Genomic DNA, 16,032 nt, shown 5'->3' with positions numbered 1-16,032 from the left:
TCCCCGCGGCTCCCTGGGATGATGCCGGAAACCACCGAGGATCTGCTCAGACCAGGTAACGCCGCACAGGATCGTTGCGGGCTGACCCGACCCCACAGACGAAGATCTCAGCGCAATCGAAAGAACTATGGCTTCTGGACCTGAGGCTTGAAAGGATCTATCAAGATACCCTGTCCGACTGAGACAGCCCGGAGTTCTGCCCGAAATCAGTCGACGTTCTCGCCCCGCTGAAGCTTCACGGCGCGCACCAGATTCTGGTACATCAGGGCGCTCGTCAGCGGGCCGACGCCGCCCGGGACGGGAGTCTGGGCCCGCACCGGCAGTCCGGCTTCGGCGTCCCCGACCACCTGCTTGCCCTGCACGTTGATGCCCGCGTCGATGATTACCTGATGCGGCTGGACGTGCTCTGCGCGCAGCAGCCCCGGATGACCGACCGCCACGACCACGGCGTCCATGGGTGCCAGGACGGCTTCCAGGCCACGGGTGTGTTCGTTGCACATGGTCACGGTCACACCGCGGTTGTTCAGCATGAAGGCCAGCGGGCGGCCCACGGTACGCCCCGGGCCGACTACCGCGATGCGCTGGCCGCGCAGGTCGTCACCCAGAACTTCGCGCAGCAGGAAGCGCACGCTGCGGGGGGTCGGCGGCAGGATCGCCTCGGCCTCGCGGCCCGCCGCAATCAGGGCAAGGTTGGCTGGGGTCAGCCCTTCCACATCCTTGCGGTGCGCCACGTGGAGCAGCGCGGCGTCGGCATCCAGGCCACCGGCCAGAGGCAGTTCCAGCATGATGCCGTGGACCCCTGGGTCTGACGACAGCTCACGCAGGACCCCGTGCAGCTCATCCTGGGTGGCGTGTGCGCCCAGATCGCGCACCTGCAGGTCCACGCCGAGCTTGCGGGCCTGCCGGGCCTTGCTGTGCACATAGACCAGCGAGGCTGGATCGCTGGAAGCCAGTACGCTGACAAGCTGGGGTTGGAAACCGGGCGCCTGCGTGGCCCAGCCGGACAGGGCGGCCCGGACCTCCTGGGTGACCCGGTTGGCCAGGGGTTTACCGGACAGGGAGAGGGCCGGCAGGGAAGGGGAAGGCTCAGTCACGGCCGCTCCCTAATGCCGGAAGTGGCGCGAACCGGTAAAGACCATGCTCACACCCAGGTCGTTGGCCGCAGCAATCACTTCCGGATCGCGTTTGGCGCCTCCAGGCTGCAAGATGGCCGTCACGCCGGCCTGCGCGGCCAGCCGCACAACATCATCGAAAGGAAAGAAGGCTTCACTGGCCAGCACGGCGCCCTGGGCCTTCTCGCCCGCATTCGCCACCGCACGTTCTGCGGCCCAGATCCGGCTGACCGCTCCGGCTCCCAGGCCGACAGTGACGCCGCCTTTTGCCAGCACCACCGCGTTGCTGCGCGCGTGCTTGACGGTGGCCCAGGCGAAACGCAGGTCAGCCCACTCCTGATCGGTGGGCTGGCGCGCTGTGACCACCTCCGGGCACAGGTCGTCCCAGGGACGGGTATCGCGCTCCTGCACCGCAAAGCCGCCTGTCAGGGGCCGCACGTCCAGCACGCTGAGGTTCCCGGCGGCGGCCACCAGCACGCGCAGGTCCGGCTTCTTCTCGGCAAACCATTCCACGGCGTCGGGGGTGACTTCCGGCGCGATCAGCACCTCCAGGAAGGTGCCGCGCATGGCCTGGGCGGCCTGAAAGTCCACGGGACGGCTAACCGCCACGACCCCGCCAAACACACTCAGGGTGTCGGCGTCACGGGCACGTTCCCAGGCGCTACGCACGTCGTCGGCGACCGCCACGCCGCAGGGGTTGGCATGCTTGACCGCCACGCACACTGCGCCGTCCTCCCGGCCGGCGAGTTCCTGACACAGGCTCCAGGCGGCGTCCGCGTCGGCGTAATTGTTGAAGCTCATCGGCTTGCCGGCCACCACCTGCGCGTCGATCACCGGGCCCCGCGCCTGCCCCCAGCGGTAGATGGCACCGGGCTGATGTGGATTCTCACCGTACCGGACCTGCGCCACGCGGCTGAGGTCCAGGCTGAGCTGCTCCGGCAGCCGGGTCGGCAGCTCATTGGCACTGCCGTCGAGGTAGGCGGTGATGGCCGCGTCGTACTCGCTGGTGTGGCGGTAGGCCTTGGCGGCGAGCCGGCGACGGTCGCTGTCCGGCACCTCGTCCTGGAGGGCCACCGGGTAGTCGGCTGGATCCACCAGCACCAGCACGCCGCTGTGGTTCTTGGCCGCGGAGCGGATCATGGCCGGGCCGCCGATGTCGATGTTCTCGATCACCTCCGGGTCCGGCGCGCCGCGCGCCACCGTTTCGCGGAAGGGGTAAAGGTTGACGCAGACCAGATCAATGGTGCCGAACCCCTGCGCCTCCAGCTGCGAGAGGTGCTGCGGCTCGCGCCGGGCCAGGATGCCGCCGTGAACCGCTGGGTGCAGTGTCTTGACCCGGCCGTCGAGCATTTCCGGAAAGCCCGTGACGTCGCTGACCTGGGTCACGCTGACACCCGCCTCCTGCAACGCGTGGAAGGTTCCCCCGGTGCTCAGGATCTCCCAGCCGCGCGCCGTCAGGCTGCGCGCGAACTCCACCACGCCTGTCTTGTCACTTACCGAGATCAATGCCCGTTTTGTCATGCTCGTATCCTCCGCTGTGCTGGCCTGAGGTGCGGGTCCCGGCAGACCACAGACCGGAACGCGCCTGCATGTGCAGGCGAAGTTCCGACCCAGGCGCGCGATCCATTTTGAAGTTCGGGTGACTCCCCCGTGGTTGTCCCACGATCAGCGCCAGTTGCCCCCCGCTCATGGCTCAGCATACAGGTGAGCTGGGGACCCGGAGGCCAGACCCGTGCACAAGTCACGCCGTGACGGCGATGTTACGGCCCGGCAGCGATGGCCTCCACTTCAATCAGCAGTTCGGGGTGCTCCAGTGCCGCCACCTGCACCGCCCTGCTGGCCGGTGGTGAGGCAGTATTCACGAACTCCTCGTGCACGGCCCGCATCTCGGCCAGATGGTGGAAGTCTGTCAGGAAGAAGGTCAGTTTCACCACTGCATCGAACGTCAGGTCCACGGCGGCCAGAGCCTGTCGCAGATTTGCGAAGACCTGCCGAGTCTACGCAGTGAAATCGCCTTCGCCGACGGTGCGCCCCTGGGCGTCCACCGCGATCTGCCCCGACAGCTATAGCGTGCTTCCGCCCTGGACCTGGGCGAGATGCGAGTACCCCGGGGTCTGCCCCAATTCCGGAACATTCAGGAACTGAACTACAGGTGCCTCACTTCTCAAGCGCTGCCTCTCTTCCGTTCGGTGGCGACCAGCTCAGTGTGACATTCGTGACCTCGCGCACGGCGCAGCTTCAATTGCTGTTGCCGCTGCCGTCAGGACCCGGAGTGGGCGGTGTTTCGTGAGTCACAACCACTGTGCTGCTGGCGCCCTGGCTTGCGGCGCCGCCGATCACCTGCCGCAGCTCCTCGACCACGGCACGTTCTCGGTCGTTGACCTGTTCGCCGCCTATGCCCAGGAAGCCGCCTTCCTTGGCGGCCCCGGCAGTGCGCTCCACAACCTCGATCAGCATCTGACGGTACGCGGCGGCGTCCTCCTGGCTGGTTTTGCTGCTGACCAGCCAGATCGCCTGCCGCACCCCTTCAATGCTCTGAGCGACAGCTTCTTCCATGTTGCGGGCCTTTTCCTGCTGTTGCAGGGACTGCGTCTCGGCTGGGGAGCCCATCAGGTCCGCTGCCATGGCTTCCATCAGGGGGGTGCGGCCTGCACGGCTGACGTGCTCGCGCACGCTGCCGGCGATGGCCTGCGCTTCGGCCAGCAGCCCGGTAAGTCCACTGGGGCTCGCAGCTACCACGGCGGCTCCGGCCCGGCCGGGACCGGTCATGACCTTGAACCACTCGTCTGCCGTGAAGTTGTCTTTTACGCTCATAAGGCCAGCCTAGTGACCGGCTGGCCTTATGCGTATTGCGCTTTTATTCACTCCGGCTCATGTGGGTGCCGCGAGGTTCAGGTCAGGGCAGGCTGAGGTTCGTCGAGCAGGTGCTCACGTGCCCAGCTGTCGATGGCGACAATCACGGCCTGCAGTTCCTTGCCAGCCGGGGTAAGGGTGTAGACACTGCGGGCCAGTTTGCCGTGAGTGTCCTCGGTGCGTTTGCGGATCAGATCGAGGTGCTCAAGATGTTCGAGGCGTTGCGTCAAGGTGGCGCTGTTACAACCGCCCACGGCGCGGGCCAGCTCGTTAAAGCCTTTTTCGCCGTCCAGCAGAGCACGCACGATGTGCAGCACCCACTTCTCCTGCAGCACGCCGATGGCCCGGTACACCGGGCAGAAGGCAGAGTGCGAGGTGGTCATGTCCATACTGTACACCCAAAACAGAATCAAATTGCTGCAGTCATTACACCGCTTGACTTTTCAAACTACTTTGCCTTATGTTACACCCATGACTGCTACCGCCACCCAGCCCCTGACCGCTGTTCAGGCTATCGAAACCCGCCGCAGCATCCGCAAATTCGTGCAGGAGCCCATCGACCAGAACGACCTGCGTGAAGTGCTGCGCCTGGCCAGCCTCGCTCCCAGCGCCTGGAACGCCCAGACCTGGCGCTTTGCCGTGGTCCAGGACCCCGCCGTCAAGGAGCAGCTGCGTGAAGCGGCCTATGGTCAGGCCCAGGTCACCAACGCTCCGGCCGTGATCGTGGTCTACAGCGACATGGAAGACACCCTGCAGACGGTCGAAGAGACCGCCCACCCCGGCATGGGTGAGCAGGGCCGCACCGGCCAGCGCGCCACCTTCGACGGCGCCTTCGGCAGCCTGGACGTCGCACAGCGCGGCCAGTGGGGCCTGACTCAGGCCAATATTGCCTTCAGCTTTCTGATGATCGCCGCGCGCAGCCTCGGCTACGACACCGTGCCGATGCTGGGCTTCCAGCCCGACAAGGTCAAGGAAATCCTGGGCCTCCCCGAGCACGTGCAGTTTGCCGGTCTGCTGCCCATCGGGAAGCGCGCCGAGGAAGGCTTTCCGCACCACCGCCACAGCATCGACCGCGTCACCAAATTCTACTGAAGTCAGTGAAAGGAACAGGCCCGGGGATTAGTCTCCGGGCCTTTGTGTTGTTCCAGGCTTGCCCACGGCGCTCCTAGCTTCTGGGTTTCAGGGCCGGAATCCGCAGGCCGCCCCGCCCGTCCCAGCCCTTGAAAGCGTAGAACCGCCCTGGCTCACCGGTCTGCAGGTAGTCACTGAGAGGCTCGCGCATGGGCGGCGAATCGAGCTTGTCCAGCGCCTCATCGATAGAGCAGAAGCGGGCCTCCACGATGAAGCCGTCCGGGTCACTGGGGTTGAGCAGGCCTTCCCAGGTGGCCTCGAACGCCACCGCGATGGCGCGCTCGCCGCGCCGCTCGTCTTCGATATGCACGGTGTAGGCCATGTGCTTGATGCCGGTGAGTTTCAGACCAGTTTCTTCAAAGATCTCGCGGTACAGCGCCTCAGGCAACGTTTCGCCGGGCTCGACCACCCCACCGGGCAGGGTATGGCGGACCCGGCCGTGGCCCTGCCAGTCGTTGCCCACCAGCAGCACCCGCCCGAAGCGGTCACGCAGCACGCCGGCGGCCACCAGCAGGTCACGCCGCGCCATCACGCGCCTCCTCGGCAGAGGCAGCCAGCAGCTGACGCTCGCGCTCATCGCGCGCCAGCGCCGCCACCACCGGGGCCAGGGCGCCACCCATGACGCTGTCGAGCGGATGGTTCTTGCTGTCGCCCTCCAGCCGGTGATCGGTCACGCGGTTTTGCGGGTAGTTGTAGGTGCGGATCTTCTCGCTGCGCTCGCCGGTACCCACCTGAGCCGCACGGTCACGCGCTTCACTCGCCTCGCGGGTGGCGCGTTCGCGCTCGGCCAGTCGGGAGGCCAGTACGACCAGCGCCTTTTCACGGTTCTTGATCTGAGAGCGGCCGTCCTGGCACACCACCATGATCTCGTCCGGCGTGCCAGCCCGGTAGACCGCCCGGACCGCGCTGTCGGTGGTATTGACCCCCTGCCCGCCGGCCCCCTGTGAGCGGAACACATCGATGCGCACTTCCGAGAGGTCCAGCTGAACCTCGCCGTGCTCCGCTTCCGGGAGCACCGCCACCGTGACCGTGCTGGTGTGGATCCGGCCCTGCGACTCGGTGGCGGGGACCCGCTGCACGCGGTGCACACCGCGCTCCCATTTGAAGGCCCGGAAGGCGAATTCGCCGCTGATCTCGGCCACCACCTTGCTGGCGCCGCCCAGGTCCGATTCGCTGGCGTCCAGCACGTTCACGCGCAGTCCCTTGTCCTCGGCGTAGCGGGTGTACAGCCGCAGCAGGTCCATGACAAACAGCCCGGACTCCGCGCCACCGGCGCCGGCCCGCAGTTCCAGAATCACGTTCTTGACGTCGTCGGGATCGGTGGGCAGCAGCAGCACTTCCAGTTCGGCGTCAATCTGCTCCAGCCGGGCCGTCGCCTGCGTGATCTCGCTCTGGGCCAGCTCGCGCATGTCGGGGTCCGAGAGCAGTTCCTGGGCGCCTTTCAGGTCCGCTTCCAGGGCGTCGCGTTCCCGCAGCAGGGTGACCAGTGGCAGCAGCTCACGGTGACGCCGGGTCAGCCGGGTATACGCCTGTGGGTCAGCCAGCGCCGCGGGGTCTCCCAGCGCACGCTCCACCATGCCGAACTCGGCAGCCAGTTCAGAAAGCCGCCCACTCACGGACCCGACACAATCCGGCCCGGCGACCTGCCCGGCGGACTCCCATTACACGAAACCAATGAATTCACAGGAAACATGCCGTGCAGTGTACCGCCCGCGCCCCAGGCGCCGACTGAAGGTGCACCCAAGACGTCCTTAGCCCCACGCCTAACCCGCCCCGCGTCCCTGCCCTGACCCGCGCGTTAGCTTTGGGTCCATGAGAACCGTCACCATCGGCATCCTGGGCAGCGGCACCGTAGGCCAGGACGTCCTGAAACTGATTCAGCGCCGGGAAAACATCTTCACCGACCTGGGCGTGCGCATCGAGGTTGCCGGCGTGCTCGTGCGCGACGTGAACAAGCCACGCGACGTGCCGCCGGGCACGCGGGTCACCGACTGTGCCGACTTCCTGCAGGAGTGCGGCGTGGTCATCGAGTGCATGGGAGGCATCGAGCGCCCGCTGGAACTGCTGCGGCCCTACCTGCGCTCGGGACGGGCCGTGATTACTGCCAACAAGGCGCTGCTGGCCGAGCGCTGGGACGACCTGCGCGAGCACGCCCTGGACGGTCGGCTGTACTACGAGGCGTCAGTCATGGCGGGCACGCCGGTCATTGGACCCATGAGCACCGTGCTGCGGGCCAGCACCTTTACCCGGCTGCAGGCAGTGCTGAACGGCACCTGCAACTACGTGCTGGGCCAGATGGAAGAGGGGCGGCCCTATGCCGATGCCCTGGCCCAGGCGCAGGCCCTGGGATACGCCGAGGACCCGCCGACCCTGGACGTCGGTGGCTTTGACACCGCGCACAAGCTGACGGTCCTGGCCCGCTTCAGCGCCGACGGCAACTTTTCTTACAGCGCCGTGCAGGTGCAGGGCATCGAGGACGTGACCCTGGCGGATATCGAGGACGCCCGTGCCCAGGGAGAACGCATCAAGCTCGTGGCGCAACTGGAGAAACAGGGCGGCACCTGGAAGGCGACGGTCGCGCCACGGCGTCTGCCCGCCACACACGCCCTGTGCACGTCGGGAGCGAGCCGCAACGCCATGATCTACGAAGGCGAGGAATGCGGCTCACTGATCTTCGCGGGCGGCGGCGCCGGAGGCATGGTGACGGCCTCAGCGATGGTAGGCGACCTGCTGGACTACCTGCTGGGTTTTCCCGGACACGTCCCGCTGCACTAACGCTGAGGTTCTGATGGGTACGAACCGGGGGCCTCCGTCACGGCTGGCCCCCGATTCGCGCGCCGCTTACAGCAGGGCGCGGTGGTCGGCCAGCATGCAGCGGTCCTGAATCACGTCAATACCGCGTGCCGTCAGTTCCCGCGCGACCTCGTTGTTTCGGATACCCAGCTGGAGCCATACCACCCGGGGCAGCGGATTCATGGCCAGAATGTCGCCCAGGTGCAACCCGACCTTGTCACTGCGGCGGAAAATCTCAACGACGTCTACCGGCGCCGTGATTTCACTCAGAGACGCAACTGCCTTATGCCCGAAATAGCTCTCACCCCGGTCGGCGAGCGCCGGGTTCACCGGAATGATCGTGTAGCCCTGGCGGTGCATGTATTCCGGAACGTAGTGGGCAGCCTTGGTGCTGTCGCGGTGGAAGCCGACCACAGCAATCACCTTGTTCTCCGTCAGGACGCGAACAATGTCCTGGGTGCCGTGCAGTAGCGTCATACAGGTGTTCCCCCATAGGCGGCGCGCGCCGCTTCCAGCGTGACGTTCAACTCCCTGTCCGTGTGTGCGCCGCTTACGAAAATGCTTTCGAACTGCGACGGCGCCCAGTACACCCCGCGCGAGAGCATGCCCTGGAACCACCCAGCAAAGCCCGCCGTGTCACTGCGCGCGGCCTGGACGTAGGTGCGGATACTTCCGTCCGGGACGTCCTGATGAAAGGCGGTCAGCATGGAGCCGACCCGGTTGATGCTGAGCGGCACGCCCGCTTCTGTCGCAAGGCCGCGCAGTCCGGCCGCCAGCGCGGCCGTGTAGGCCTCCAGCCGTTCGTACAGCCCTGGATCGGCTTCCAGCGTGCGCAGGGTGGCCAGCCCCGCTGCCATGGCCAGCGGATTTCCGCTGAGGGTGCCGGCCTGATACACCGGGCCCTGCGGGGAGACGAAATCCATCACGTCGGCACGGCCGCCATAGGCCCCGACCGGCAGCCCCCCGCCGATGATCTTGCCCCAGCAGGTCAGGTCCGGTTCCAGCCCCAGCAGGCCGGTCGCTCCATTCAGCGACAGACGGAAGCCGGTCATCACCTCGTCGGCGACCAGCAGCGCGCCGGACGCCTTGACCCGGTGCAGCGCCGCCAGGAAGTCGGGCGTGGGGACCAGCACCCCGGCGTTGCCCACCACCGGCTCGAAGATCACGGCGGCGATCTCATGACCACGCAGGCGCATCAGGGCGTCCAGGGCCTCGGAGTCGTTGTATTCACTGACCAGTGTCAGGGAGGCGTACTCTTCCGGCACGCCGGCACTGCTGGGGGCTGCGGCGCCCAGGACCCCAGAAGCGTTGGTCAGCAGGCCGCTGCCGGCCTCGACCAGCAGACCATCGGCGTGGCCATGGTAATTGCCGCGGAACTTCACGATGAACTTGCGGCCGGTAAAGCCGCGTGCGAGCCGCAGGGCACTCATGGTGGCCTCGGTGCCGCTATTGACGAAGCGCACCCGGCCCGCGCCGGTCAGGCGGGTGACCAGTTCGGCCAGTTCGACTTCCCGCTCTCCAGGAGCGCCGAAGCTGGTGCCACCGGTCAGGGCGGTGGCAATCGCCTCGCGGATAACCGGGTGGTCATGGCCCAGGATCATCGGTCCCCACGAGCCGATGTAATCGACGTACCGGGTGCCGTCCATATCGGTCAGGTAGGCGCCGTGAGCCTCGCGGATAAAGCGCGGCACGCCGCCCACACTTTTAAAGGCCCGCACCGGGCTGTTGACGCCGCCCGGCGTGACAGCGCGCGCCCGCTCGAACAGTGCCTCGGAGCGCGTGGTGGTGGATGAAGTCATGAGCCTCAAGGTAACGGATACGCATGAGCGGGCGGGAATGCTCGGGCTTCAAGCGGCCTTGACCTTCCGGCAGGGAAAGGGGCAGAGGCCCGGTTCAGGGACCTCTGCCGCGCGGGCGTGGTCGGGGTTACAACCCCAGCAGTCCTGCTGCCGAAGTGGCCAGCAGCTCCTTACGGAACGGCTCCACCAGGGCCTTTTCCTGGGCGGTTGCCGTCTGCACCGTGCCGTTCAGGTCCGGCAACTGTCCGCGTTGCAGCGCCTCGGCGGCGCGCGCAAAGTCCACATTTGGTAGCCCCAGGGCGCGGTTGACCGCCGAGCGTACGGCCGCGTAGCGCTCAGGGCTCAGGTTCTCGCGCTGCAGGGCCGCAGTCTGGGCGTTGCGGGCGGCAGCCACGCTGCCCCCGGCGTTGCGCAACACGCCGACGACCTGCAGCAGGTTGGGGTTCTGTCCGCTCTGGATATCGGTCCAGACCTCCTGCAGTCCGGTAAAGCTGGTGCCCAGAGCCTGGCGCACATCGCGGCGGACACGCACGAATTTCTGGACCTCGGCCCGGGTGACCGGCGCATTCACGTCGCCCGTGGCCGCAGGAGCCGCGTCGTTGCTGGTGCCGGACGCTGCCTCGTTGTTCGCTGTGTCGTTTCCGGGCAGCTGCGGCACGACGACCCCGCTGTCATTTCCCTGACCTGACGGATTCTGCCCCGGCTGATTCTGGCCGGTCTGGCTCTGGGTCTGCGGCGCCCGCCAGCCGTTCAGGAAGTCCTGCGCAGGACGAATCACCACGAACCACGCCAGTGCACCCAGCAGGGCCAGCACCAGCAACGATCCGCCACCACAACCAAGACAACCGCATCCGGGACCACGCCTTCTCATGCCTTCACCCTACGCGGCCAGAGCGCGGCGGGTTCCAGAACCTCTCTTAATGGTGCACGGCCGTGACCAGCGCTGCTCCCCCCTGAAGGGAGACGGTGACCGCCGTGTGGGTGGTCTCGTTGCTGACGGTCCAGCCGCTCCCCAGCGGCACGTCAGCCCGCTCCAGCGGCCAGCGGACACCCTGCAGAGTCAGGCCGGTCAGGTCCGTGCAGGCCAGCACACTCAGCGTGGTTCCGGGCGGCAGTTCCATCGACACGGGAGAGGCAGGCAGCAGCGGCCAGGCCCACTCGTCCCCGCTGGTCAGGCTGACACTCAGGCCTTCGCGCGCCAGGCGCAGGCTGCCCAGCATCAGCGCCGCCGCGTGATCGAAGCGCCCGCCGAACGCGCCTATGAACACCAGGGTTCTGGCACCACGGGCCCGGGTCACCCTGACCGCCAGTTCGGCATCGGTCTCGTCCTTGGCCGCGGGATGAACCTCGCGGGGGGCGTCGAGCAGCAGGCCTTCCGAGGAATCGAAGTCGCCGACCCATACGTCCACCCGTGTGCCCAGCGAGGCTGCGTGGCGTGCCCCGCCATCTGCCGCAACCACCAGATCCGGTACGGGAAGGCGAAGCAGCGTGTGGCCCGGAGTGAGCCGGCCGCCTACCAGAATCCATGCGATCACGACGGCTCCCTGAAGACGGATGGCGGGCTCTCGCGGTCGTCAGGCAGCGTCAGCACCTGTGCGAGATCGAGTTCGAGCTGCAGCATGTGGCTCTGCGCCAGCGCGCGTTCACGGGCACTGAGATGCAGGGTCAGCGCGCCCAGCGGATGACGGACCGTCACGGTTTCACCCAGCTCCGTGACCTGCCGCGCCGTGACCCTGCAGCAGTCTCCCTGGCCGAGCCGTATGGCACTTTCCGGGATCAGCCGGGCCATGCCGTTCTGGCCTCCCAGCACATTGGTATGCCCCAGGAAGGAGGCCACCCAGGCGGTCGCGGGCCTCGCAAAAACCTCGGCGGCGGTGCCCTGCTGCACAATTCGGCCCGCGCGCATCACAGCGACCCGGTGGGCCAGGGCCAGGGCCTCGCGCTGGTCGTGGGTCACCAGCAGGACCCCGGCCCCGATCCGGGCAAACAGGGCGTGCAGGTCGGTGCGTAGCTGGGCCCGCAATCTTTCGTCCAGGTTGGACAGGGGCTCATCGAGCAGCAGCAGCGGGGAGCCGGTGGCCACGGCGCGCGCCAGCGCCACCCGCTGCTGCTGACCGCCGGACAGCTGGGCCGGACGGCGGGCCTCCAGGGCCGACAGGTCCACCAGCGCCAGCGCCTCGCGGGCCCGGGCCTGAGCAGCCGGACGACGTGCGCCGCGCATGCGAGGGCCGTACGACACGTTGCCCAACACACTCAGATGCGGAAACAGGGCGTAGTCCTGAAAGACCAGCCCCACGTGACGCGCTTCGGGAGGCAGGCTGCTCACGTCCCTGCCTCCCACTTCGACCCGGCCGCTGTCCAGGCGTTCCAGGCCCGCGACGCCGCGCAGTACGGTGCTTTTGCCGCAGCCCGACGGCCCCAGCAGCGCCAGGGTTTCACCTGCTTGCACGCAGAGCGACACGTCCGCAGCGGCTTGCACTGGCCCAAACGCCTTGCACAGGCCCTGGACCTGCAGGGCCGGACCGGACCCCCGAGACTGCTGAGTCACGTGACCTCTCCTTCGCCGCCGTCCAGCACCCCGAAAGCCGCGGTGGACAGCAGCAGCAGCACGGTGGCCAGGGCGCAGGCCTCGCCCAGATTGCGTTCTCCGGGCCGGCCCAGGCGTTCATACAGGCCGGTGCTCAGGGTGGCCCACTCGGGACGGGTCAGCACCAGTGTGGCGCCGAACTCGCCCAGCACGGTGGCCAGGGCCAGGGCAGCCCCCCCACGCAGTGCCGGCAGGGTCAGTGGCAACGTCACACTGCGGTGCGCAGGAATGGGCCGCGCGCCCAGGGTGCGGGCCGCTTCCAGCAGTCTGGGCGGCAGCGCCCGCAGCGCGGGCAGCAGGGAGCGCACCACCAGCGGCAGGGCCAGCAGCGTATAGGCTGCCAGCAGCATGGGCAGCGTGGCTGCCAGCACCGGGTAGGCCAGCAGGTACCCGGCCGCCAGGGAGACAGGCGAGACCATGAGGGGCAGCAATGACAGCACATCCAGCAGCCTGGAGCGGGCCAGCCAGGCTCCCAGCGCGTACAGCGCGCCCAGGAAGCTGGCCCCCAGCAGGGCTGCCGCCGCAAAGCGAAGGGTATTGCCCAGCAGCAGAGGAGTGCCCTCGTCACTCAGCACGCCCTGCCAGTAGCCTAGGGTGGGACCGGTGGTGCCCAGCAGCCCACGCGTCACCACGGCCAGCAGCGGCGCAAAGCAGATCAGCACGGTCGCGCCTCCCAGCAGGAGGATGCCCCCCAGGGCGCTGCCCCTTGCGCGGGGAAGCACAGCAGCCGGCACCCCCTGCCCCCCATGAATCAGCCGGGTATAGGTCCAGGTGGCCAGCAGGGTCAGAAGCAGCTGTCCGGCAATCAGGGCGCTGGCTTCCGGCAGGCGCAGCTGCAGGGCGGTCAGCGTGTAGATCTCCACCTCCAGCGTGGCGTAGCGTTCGCCGCCCAGTGCCAGCGGCAGGCCAAAGCTCAGGGCCGAATACAGAAACACCAGGATGGCCCCCGCAGCCAGGCCCGGCAGCGCCAGCGGCAGGGCCACGCTGAGTGCTGAGCGCCATGCCGAGGCTCCCAGGGTTCGCGCGGCCCCGAGAAGCCCGGGCGGCACCCGCGAGAACCCCCCGTAGGCCAGGCGTACCATTACTGGAAGGTTGAAAAACAGGTTGCCCAGCACCAGCAGCGTGGGGGTCTCGCTGAGGTCCATTCCCGTCCAGCGGGTGACCCAGCCGCGCGGGCCCAGCAGCGCCGAGAGGCCCAGCACCGCGACCAGGGTCGGGGTCACGAACGGGAGCAGCAGCAGGCGCAGGAACAGCCGCTTGCCCGGCACCTCGAACCGCGACAACAGGTAGGCCAGCGGCGCGCCCAGCAGCAGGGCCAGCACCGCCGTCCCGCTTGCCTGCGCCAGGGTCCAGACCAGCCGCCCCTGGAAATACGGGTCGCGCCAGACCTCCAGGTTCAGGCCGCCTTCGAGCAGGGTGCGCGCCAGCGGCACGGCCAGCAGCAGCGCGGTAAACAACAGGGCCGGCATCGCCAGCAGCCATCCCGTCACCCGGGCGCCCTTCACGGAAGAGCCTCGCTGAGCCAGTCGGGCATTTCGGCAAGGGGCGCCTGCTCCCAGAAAAAAGCGAACTCACGGGCAAATCCCGCTGACGCTGCGGGTGCGGTGGTTGCCAGAGAATACTCGTTGAGCCCCCGCGCCTCCCAGGACGAATAGTGCAGATTCTGGCTGCCCACCACCAGCATCCTGCCGTCGAGCAGCATGGTCTTGGCGTGGACCGGTCCCGGGAACCAGCGGACCTGCAGGCGGTGTTCCAGCCCTCGCTGACGCAGCAGGCGTTGCAGCCCGGCCACACCGATGCGGTTTTCCAGCCCCAGATAACCGTGCTCATACAGCAGGGCGCGAATGGTCACACCACGCTGGGCGGCGCGCACCAGCGCGGTCATCCAGGGCAGGGCGTCTTCCGGGCGGCACAGCTGCGGGTTGAGCAGCGCGAGGTTGCAGCGCAACCGCATGCTGAACGACACCTGCATCAGGTCAATGGTCTGCTGCGTGGCATCGATCATGCCGACCAGCGCAGCGTCGGCAGCCTGAAAGCCGGCGCGGCGGTAGAGGCTGAACACCCGGTCGTCGCCGGCGGGCCTCAGCGGCAGCCGGTCGGTACCCTGGGGATGGTCGGGACGGGCCAGGTCTCCCAGCGAACACGAGGACACTTCTGCCTGCGTGACCCCGGGAGGACAGGTCAGCAGCCGGCTCCGGGCCCACAGGTCGTCAAAGACGTTCAGACCGTCGGCGGCCACCAGCCCGCGTACCTGCAGGGCGAGGTCACGCAGGTTGCCGCCGCGTCCTTCGGTGGTTCCTGAAGGCAGGTGCAGCGGCCCGACGTTGAAGCCCATCACGGTCAGGACCTCGCCATCGGTAACCAGCAGCTTGGCGTGGCTGTGGGGAAAGGTTCCCGCGTAGTTGGCGATCTGGACCTGCCAGCGCCGCGCCGGGTCTGCGAACGGCACCCCGGCCGCAATCAGGGCGCGGGCTGCCCCGTATACCTGTGTGCCCCATTCCAGGGCGCCGGGCAGCGGAAAGTTGCCCAGGGCGATGCGCACCGTGACGCCATCCGGGTAGCGCTCTGGCTGAGCCTGCACCTGCGTATAGAGCTGTGCGACCGCCTGGGCCAGCACCCGCCCCGGTTCCTGCCGGGGGTTGTCGTCCCATTCCATCACGGCCAGCAGCACCTCCCGCCGGGCCGAGGCGATCTGCGCGGCCAGACCGTCATAGCCCCCGTTCGGTGTCGCACGGAGGGTGCTGAACGCGGGGTGGGGAAGGGGCACATGCAAGAAGCCTTCGAAAGCGTTGCCACATGAAAAGTCGGGCCGCCCACTCTGGGTGGTAACCTTCCAGGCCGCACGCTCCAGCGGATCGGTCGGTGCCGGGCAGCCGGGGGCCGCGCGCTGTGGTATGGCCAGCGGCACCGCGTTCGTGGGCCGTGAATGGGCAAACGCCACCACCTCGCTGCCCAGTCCCCACACCCCCAGGCCGACCAGCCCCAGACTGGCCAGGGTCAGCTTGAGCTGACGGTCGCTGGCCCAGTCTCGTGGAGCGTCCACGGCGTCGTTGATGCCGCGCGCGATCAGCAGGTCACCGACCACCTGCGAGGTCGTTACGAAAGCTGCCAGGATAGTCAGCAGCGCTGAGCCGCCTCCCGACAGTGCATCGGGGATGCCGGCGGCCCCCAGCAGCACGCCCGCGCACAGTCCCACCGCGCCGAAGCCCAGCAGCCCGCCCAGTGCTGGCCGCCACGCCTGTGAGGCGCGGACCGTCAGCAACCCCAGGACTCCGCCGCTGAGGCCCCCGTAGACTGCGCCCAGCAGACCAAGCCCTAAGGTCAGCTGCGCCAACCCCAGGGTCTGCCCCAGCGCCCCTTCGTGATAGGCGCCGGCGAAGGCCAGCAGCCCCCCTACCGGCAGAATCAGCAGTCCGGCTGTGCTTCCGGCCGCAATAGCGGATCGCCAGCGCGCCTGCGACCGGGTCAGGCCCAGGCGGGGAATCGGCAGCCCACGGGTGGACAGCGCCCCCGCCAGCGCAAAGCCCACGATGACACTGAGCAGTGCACCGAAGGTGCCCACGACCGTGCGCACATAGGGCTGATCGCCTGGCACCAGCGCCAGCACCAGCGTCACAGCCCCACGTGCCAGCAGCACGCCTGCCAGCAGTCCGGCCAGCGCCGACCAGGCCAGGCGGCGGATGGTCAGGGGTGGGCGTTCGGTCGGCAGCAGGCGCATCGCGGCACCCAGGATAGGGGTGAACGTGGCGCCGTCATA

Annotated in this window: 15 protein-coding genes, 1 pseudogene and 1 riboswitch; of the genes and pseudogenes, 2 read left to right on the top strand and 14 right to left on the bottom strand. The window is 67.9% G+C overall.

Features of this window, described 5'->3' with window-relative positions:
• Nucleotides 1-206: 206 nt before the first annotated feature.
• The 5 genes and pseudogenes from IEY49_RS03965 to IEY49_RS03945 all read right to left on the bottom strand — a co-directional run bounded on the left by IEY49_RS03965 (nucleotide 207) and on the right by IEY49_RS03945 (nucleotide 4,348).
• Nucleotides 207-1,094, bottom strand: coding sequence for a bifunctional 5,10-methylenetetrahydrofolate dehydrogenase/5,10-methenyltetrahydrofolate cyclohydrolase (locus tag IEY49_RS03965; RefSeq protein ID WP_189004745.1), 888 nt, complete (start codon nucleotides 1,092-1,094; stop codon nucleotides 207-209).
• Between the two features lie 9 nt (nucleotides 1,095-1,103).
• Nucleotides 1,104-2,633, bottom strand: a complete 1,530-nt coding sequence (purH, locus tag IEY49_RS03960) for a bifunctional phosphoribosylaminoimidazolecarboxamide formyltransferase/IMP cyclohydrolase (RefSeq protein WP_189004743.1) — start codon at nucleotides 2,631-2,633, stop codon at nucleotides 1,104-1,106.
• Between the two features lie 80 nt (nucleotides 2,634-2,713).
• A riboswitch (ZMP/ZTP riboswitch) is annotated at nucleotides 2,714-2,801 on the bottom strand.
• A 71-nt stretch (nucleotides 2,802-2,872) separates the two neighbouring features.
• Nucleotides 2,873-3,097 (bottom strand): annotated as a pseudogene (locus tag IEY49_RS21330) (RidA family protein); the annotation flags it as partial.
• A gap of 253 nt (nucleotides 3,098-3,350) precedes the next feature.
• Entirely contained in the window at nucleotides 3,351-3,926 is a 576-nt protein-coding gene (locus IEY49_RS03950; protein ID WP_189004741.1) for a hypothetical protein, read from the bottom strand.
• Between the two features lie 77 nt (nucleotides 3,927-4,003).
• Nucleotides 4,004-4,348: a winged helix-turn-helix transcriptional regulator gene (locus tag IEY49_RS03945; protein WP_189004739.1), complete on the bottom strand. Its 345-nt coding sequence runs from the start codon at nucleotides 4,346-4,348 to the stop codon at nucleotides 4,004-4,006.
• Between the two features lie 88 nt (nucleotides 4,349-4,436).
• Between IEY49_RS03945 and IEY49_RS03940 the strand changes: the two genes are divergently transcribed.
• Nucleotides 4,437-5,057 (top strand): nitroreductase family protein, encoded by a 621-nt coding sequence (locus IEY49_RS03940; RefSeq protein ID WP_189004737.1) that lies wholly within the window; start codon nucleotides 4,437-4,439, stop codon nucleotides 5,055-5,057.
• A gap of 73 nt (nucleotides 5,058-5,130) precedes the next feature.
• Here the strand turns inward: IEY49_RS03940 and IEY49_RS03935 are convergent, their stop codons facing one another.
• Entirely contained in the window at nucleotides 5,131-5,625 is a 495-nt protein-coding gene (locus IEY49_RS03935) for an NUDIX hydrolase (protein WP_189004735.1), read from the bottom strand.
• A complete protein-coding gene (prfA, locus tag IEY49_RS03930) occupies nucleotides 5,612-6,712 on the bottom strand; it encodes a peptide chain release factor 1 (RefSeq protein ID WP_189004733.1) in 1,101 nt (366 codons plus the stop codon). Before prfA ends, IEY49_RS03935 begins: the two co-directional genes overlap by 14 nt.
• Before the next feature lie 196 nt (nucleotides 6,713-6,908).
• On the opposite strand from prfA, the gene IEY49_RS03925 reads away from it, so the two are divergent.
• Nucleotides 6,909-7,871 (top strand): homoserine dehydrogenase, encoded by a 963-nt coding sequence (locus IEY49_RS03925; protein ID WP_189004731.1) that lies wholly within the window; start codon nucleotides 6,909-6,911, stop codon nucleotides 7,869-7,871.
• Between the two features lie 66 nt (nucleotides 7,872-7,937).
• Here the strand turns inward: IEY49_RS03925 and IEY49_RS03920 are convergent, their stop codons facing one another.
• The 7 genes from IEY49_RS03920 to IEY49_RS03890 form a co-directional block, all read right to left on the bottom strand.
• Nucleotides 7,938-8,366 carry a CoA-binding protein gene (locus tag IEY49_RS03920; protein ID WP_189004729.1) on the bottom strand — a complete coding sequence of 143 codons (429 nt, stop codon included), beginning with the start codon at nucleotides 8,364-8,366 and terminating at the stop codon, nucleotides 7,938-7,940.
• Nucleotides 8,363-9,688 carry a glutamate-1-semialdehyde 2,1-aminomutase gene (gene hemL, locus IEY49_RS03915; RefSeq protein WP_189004727.1) on the bottom strand — a complete coding sequence of 442 codons (1,326 nt, stop codon included), beginning with the start codon at nucleotides 9,686-9,688 and terminating at the stop codon, nucleotides 8,363-8,365. Before hemL ends, IEY49_RS03920 begins: the two co-directional genes overlap by 4 nt.
• 127 nt (nucleotides 9,689-9,815) lie before the next feature.
• Nucleotides 9,816-10,502: a hypothetical protein gene (locus IEY49_RS03910; protein ID WP_229780610.1), complete on the bottom strand. Its 687-nt coding sequence runs from the start codon at nucleotides 10,500-10,502 to the stop codon at nucleotides 9,816-9,818.
• A 103-nt stretch (nucleotides 10,503-10,605) separates the two neighbouring features.
• Entirely contained in the window at nucleotides 10,606-11,223 is a 618-nt protein-coding gene (locus tag IEY49_RS03905; protein WP_189004723.1) for a thiamine diphosphokinase, read from the bottom strand.
• Nucleotides 11,220-12,236 (bottom strand): ABC transporter ATP-binding protein, encoded by a 1,017-nt coding sequence (locus IEY49_RS03900; RefSeq protein WP_189004721.1) that lies wholly within the window; start codon nucleotides 12,234-12,236, stop codon nucleotides 11,220-11,222. Before IEY49_RS03900 ends, IEY49_RS03905 begins: the two co-directional genes overlap by 4 nt.
• Nucleotides 12,233-13,744: an ABC transporter permease gene (locus IEY49_RS03895; protein WP_189004840.1), complete on the bottom strand. Its 1,512-nt coding sequence runs from the start codon at nucleotides 13,742-13,744 to the stop codon at nucleotides 12,233-12,235. The genes IEY49_RS03900 and IEY49_RS03895 overlap by 4 nt, the downstream gene beginning before the upstream one ends.
• 32 nt (nucleotides 13,745-13,776) lie before the next feature.
• Nucleotides 13,777-15,993: a phospholipase D-like domain-containing protein gene (locus IEY49_RS03890; RefSeq protein ID WP_189004719.1), complete on the bottom strand. Its 2,217-nt coding sequence runs from the start codon at nucleotides 15,991-15,993 to the stop codon at nucleotides 13,777-13,779.
• Nucleotides 15,994-16,032 lie beyond the last annotated feature (39 nt).

The organism is Deinococcus malanensis, from assembly GCF_014647655.1.
GTDB classification, from domain to species: Bacteria; Deinococcota; Deinococci; order Deinococcales; family Deinococcaceae; genus Deinococcus; species Deinococcus malanensis.
The sequence above is the reverse complement of the archived record's forward strand: the minus strand, read 5'-3'. Positions and strand labels throughout refer to the sequence as shown.

What these genes read in the sequence shown, in the direction of transcription:
- IEY49_RS03940 (WP_189004737.1), top strand. Translation starts at nt 4,437, where the DNA reads ATGACTGCTACCGCCACCCAGCCCCTGACCGCTGTTCAGGCTATCGAA.
- IEY49_RS03890 (WP_189004719.1), bottom strand. Translation starts at nt 15,993, where the DNA reads ATGCGCCTGCTGCCGACCGAACGCCCACCCCTGACCATCCGCCGCCTG.
- IEY49_RS03935 (WP_189004735.1), bottom strand. Translation starts at nt 5,625, where the DNA reads ATGGCGCGGCGTGACCTGCTGGTGGCCGCCGGCGTGCTGCGTGACCGC.
- purH (WP_189004743.1), bottom strand. Translation starts at nt 2,633, where the DNA reads ATGACAAAACGGGCATTGATCTCGGTAAGTGACAAGACAGGCGTGGTG.
- IEY49_RS03945 (WP_189004739.1), bottom strand. Translation starts at nt 4,348, where the DNA reads ATGACCACCTCGCACTCTGCCTTCTGCCCGGTGTACCGGGCCATCGGC.
- IEY49_RS03950 (WP_189004741.1), bottom strand. Translation starts at nt 3,926, where the DNA reads ATGAGCGTAAAAGACAACTTCACGGCAGACGAGTGGTTCAAGGTCATG.
- hemL (WP_189004727.1), bottom strand. Translation starts at nt 9,688, where the DNA reads ATGACTTCATCCACCACCACGCGCTCCGAGGCACTGTTCGAGCGGGCG.
- IEY49_RS03895 (WP_189004840.1), bottom strand. Translation starts at nt 13,744, where the DNA reads ATGCCGGCCCTGTTGTTTACCGCGCTGCTGCTGGCCGTGCCGCTGGCG.
- IEY49_RS03925 (WP_189004731.1), top strand. Translation starts at nt 6,909, where the DNA reads ATGAGAACCGTCACCATCGGCATCCTGGGCAGCGGCACCGTAGGCCAG.
- IEY49_RS03920 (WP_189004729.1), bottom strand. Translation starts at nt 8,366, where the DNA reads ATGACGCTACTGCACGGCACCCAGGACATTGTTCGCGTCCTGACGGAG.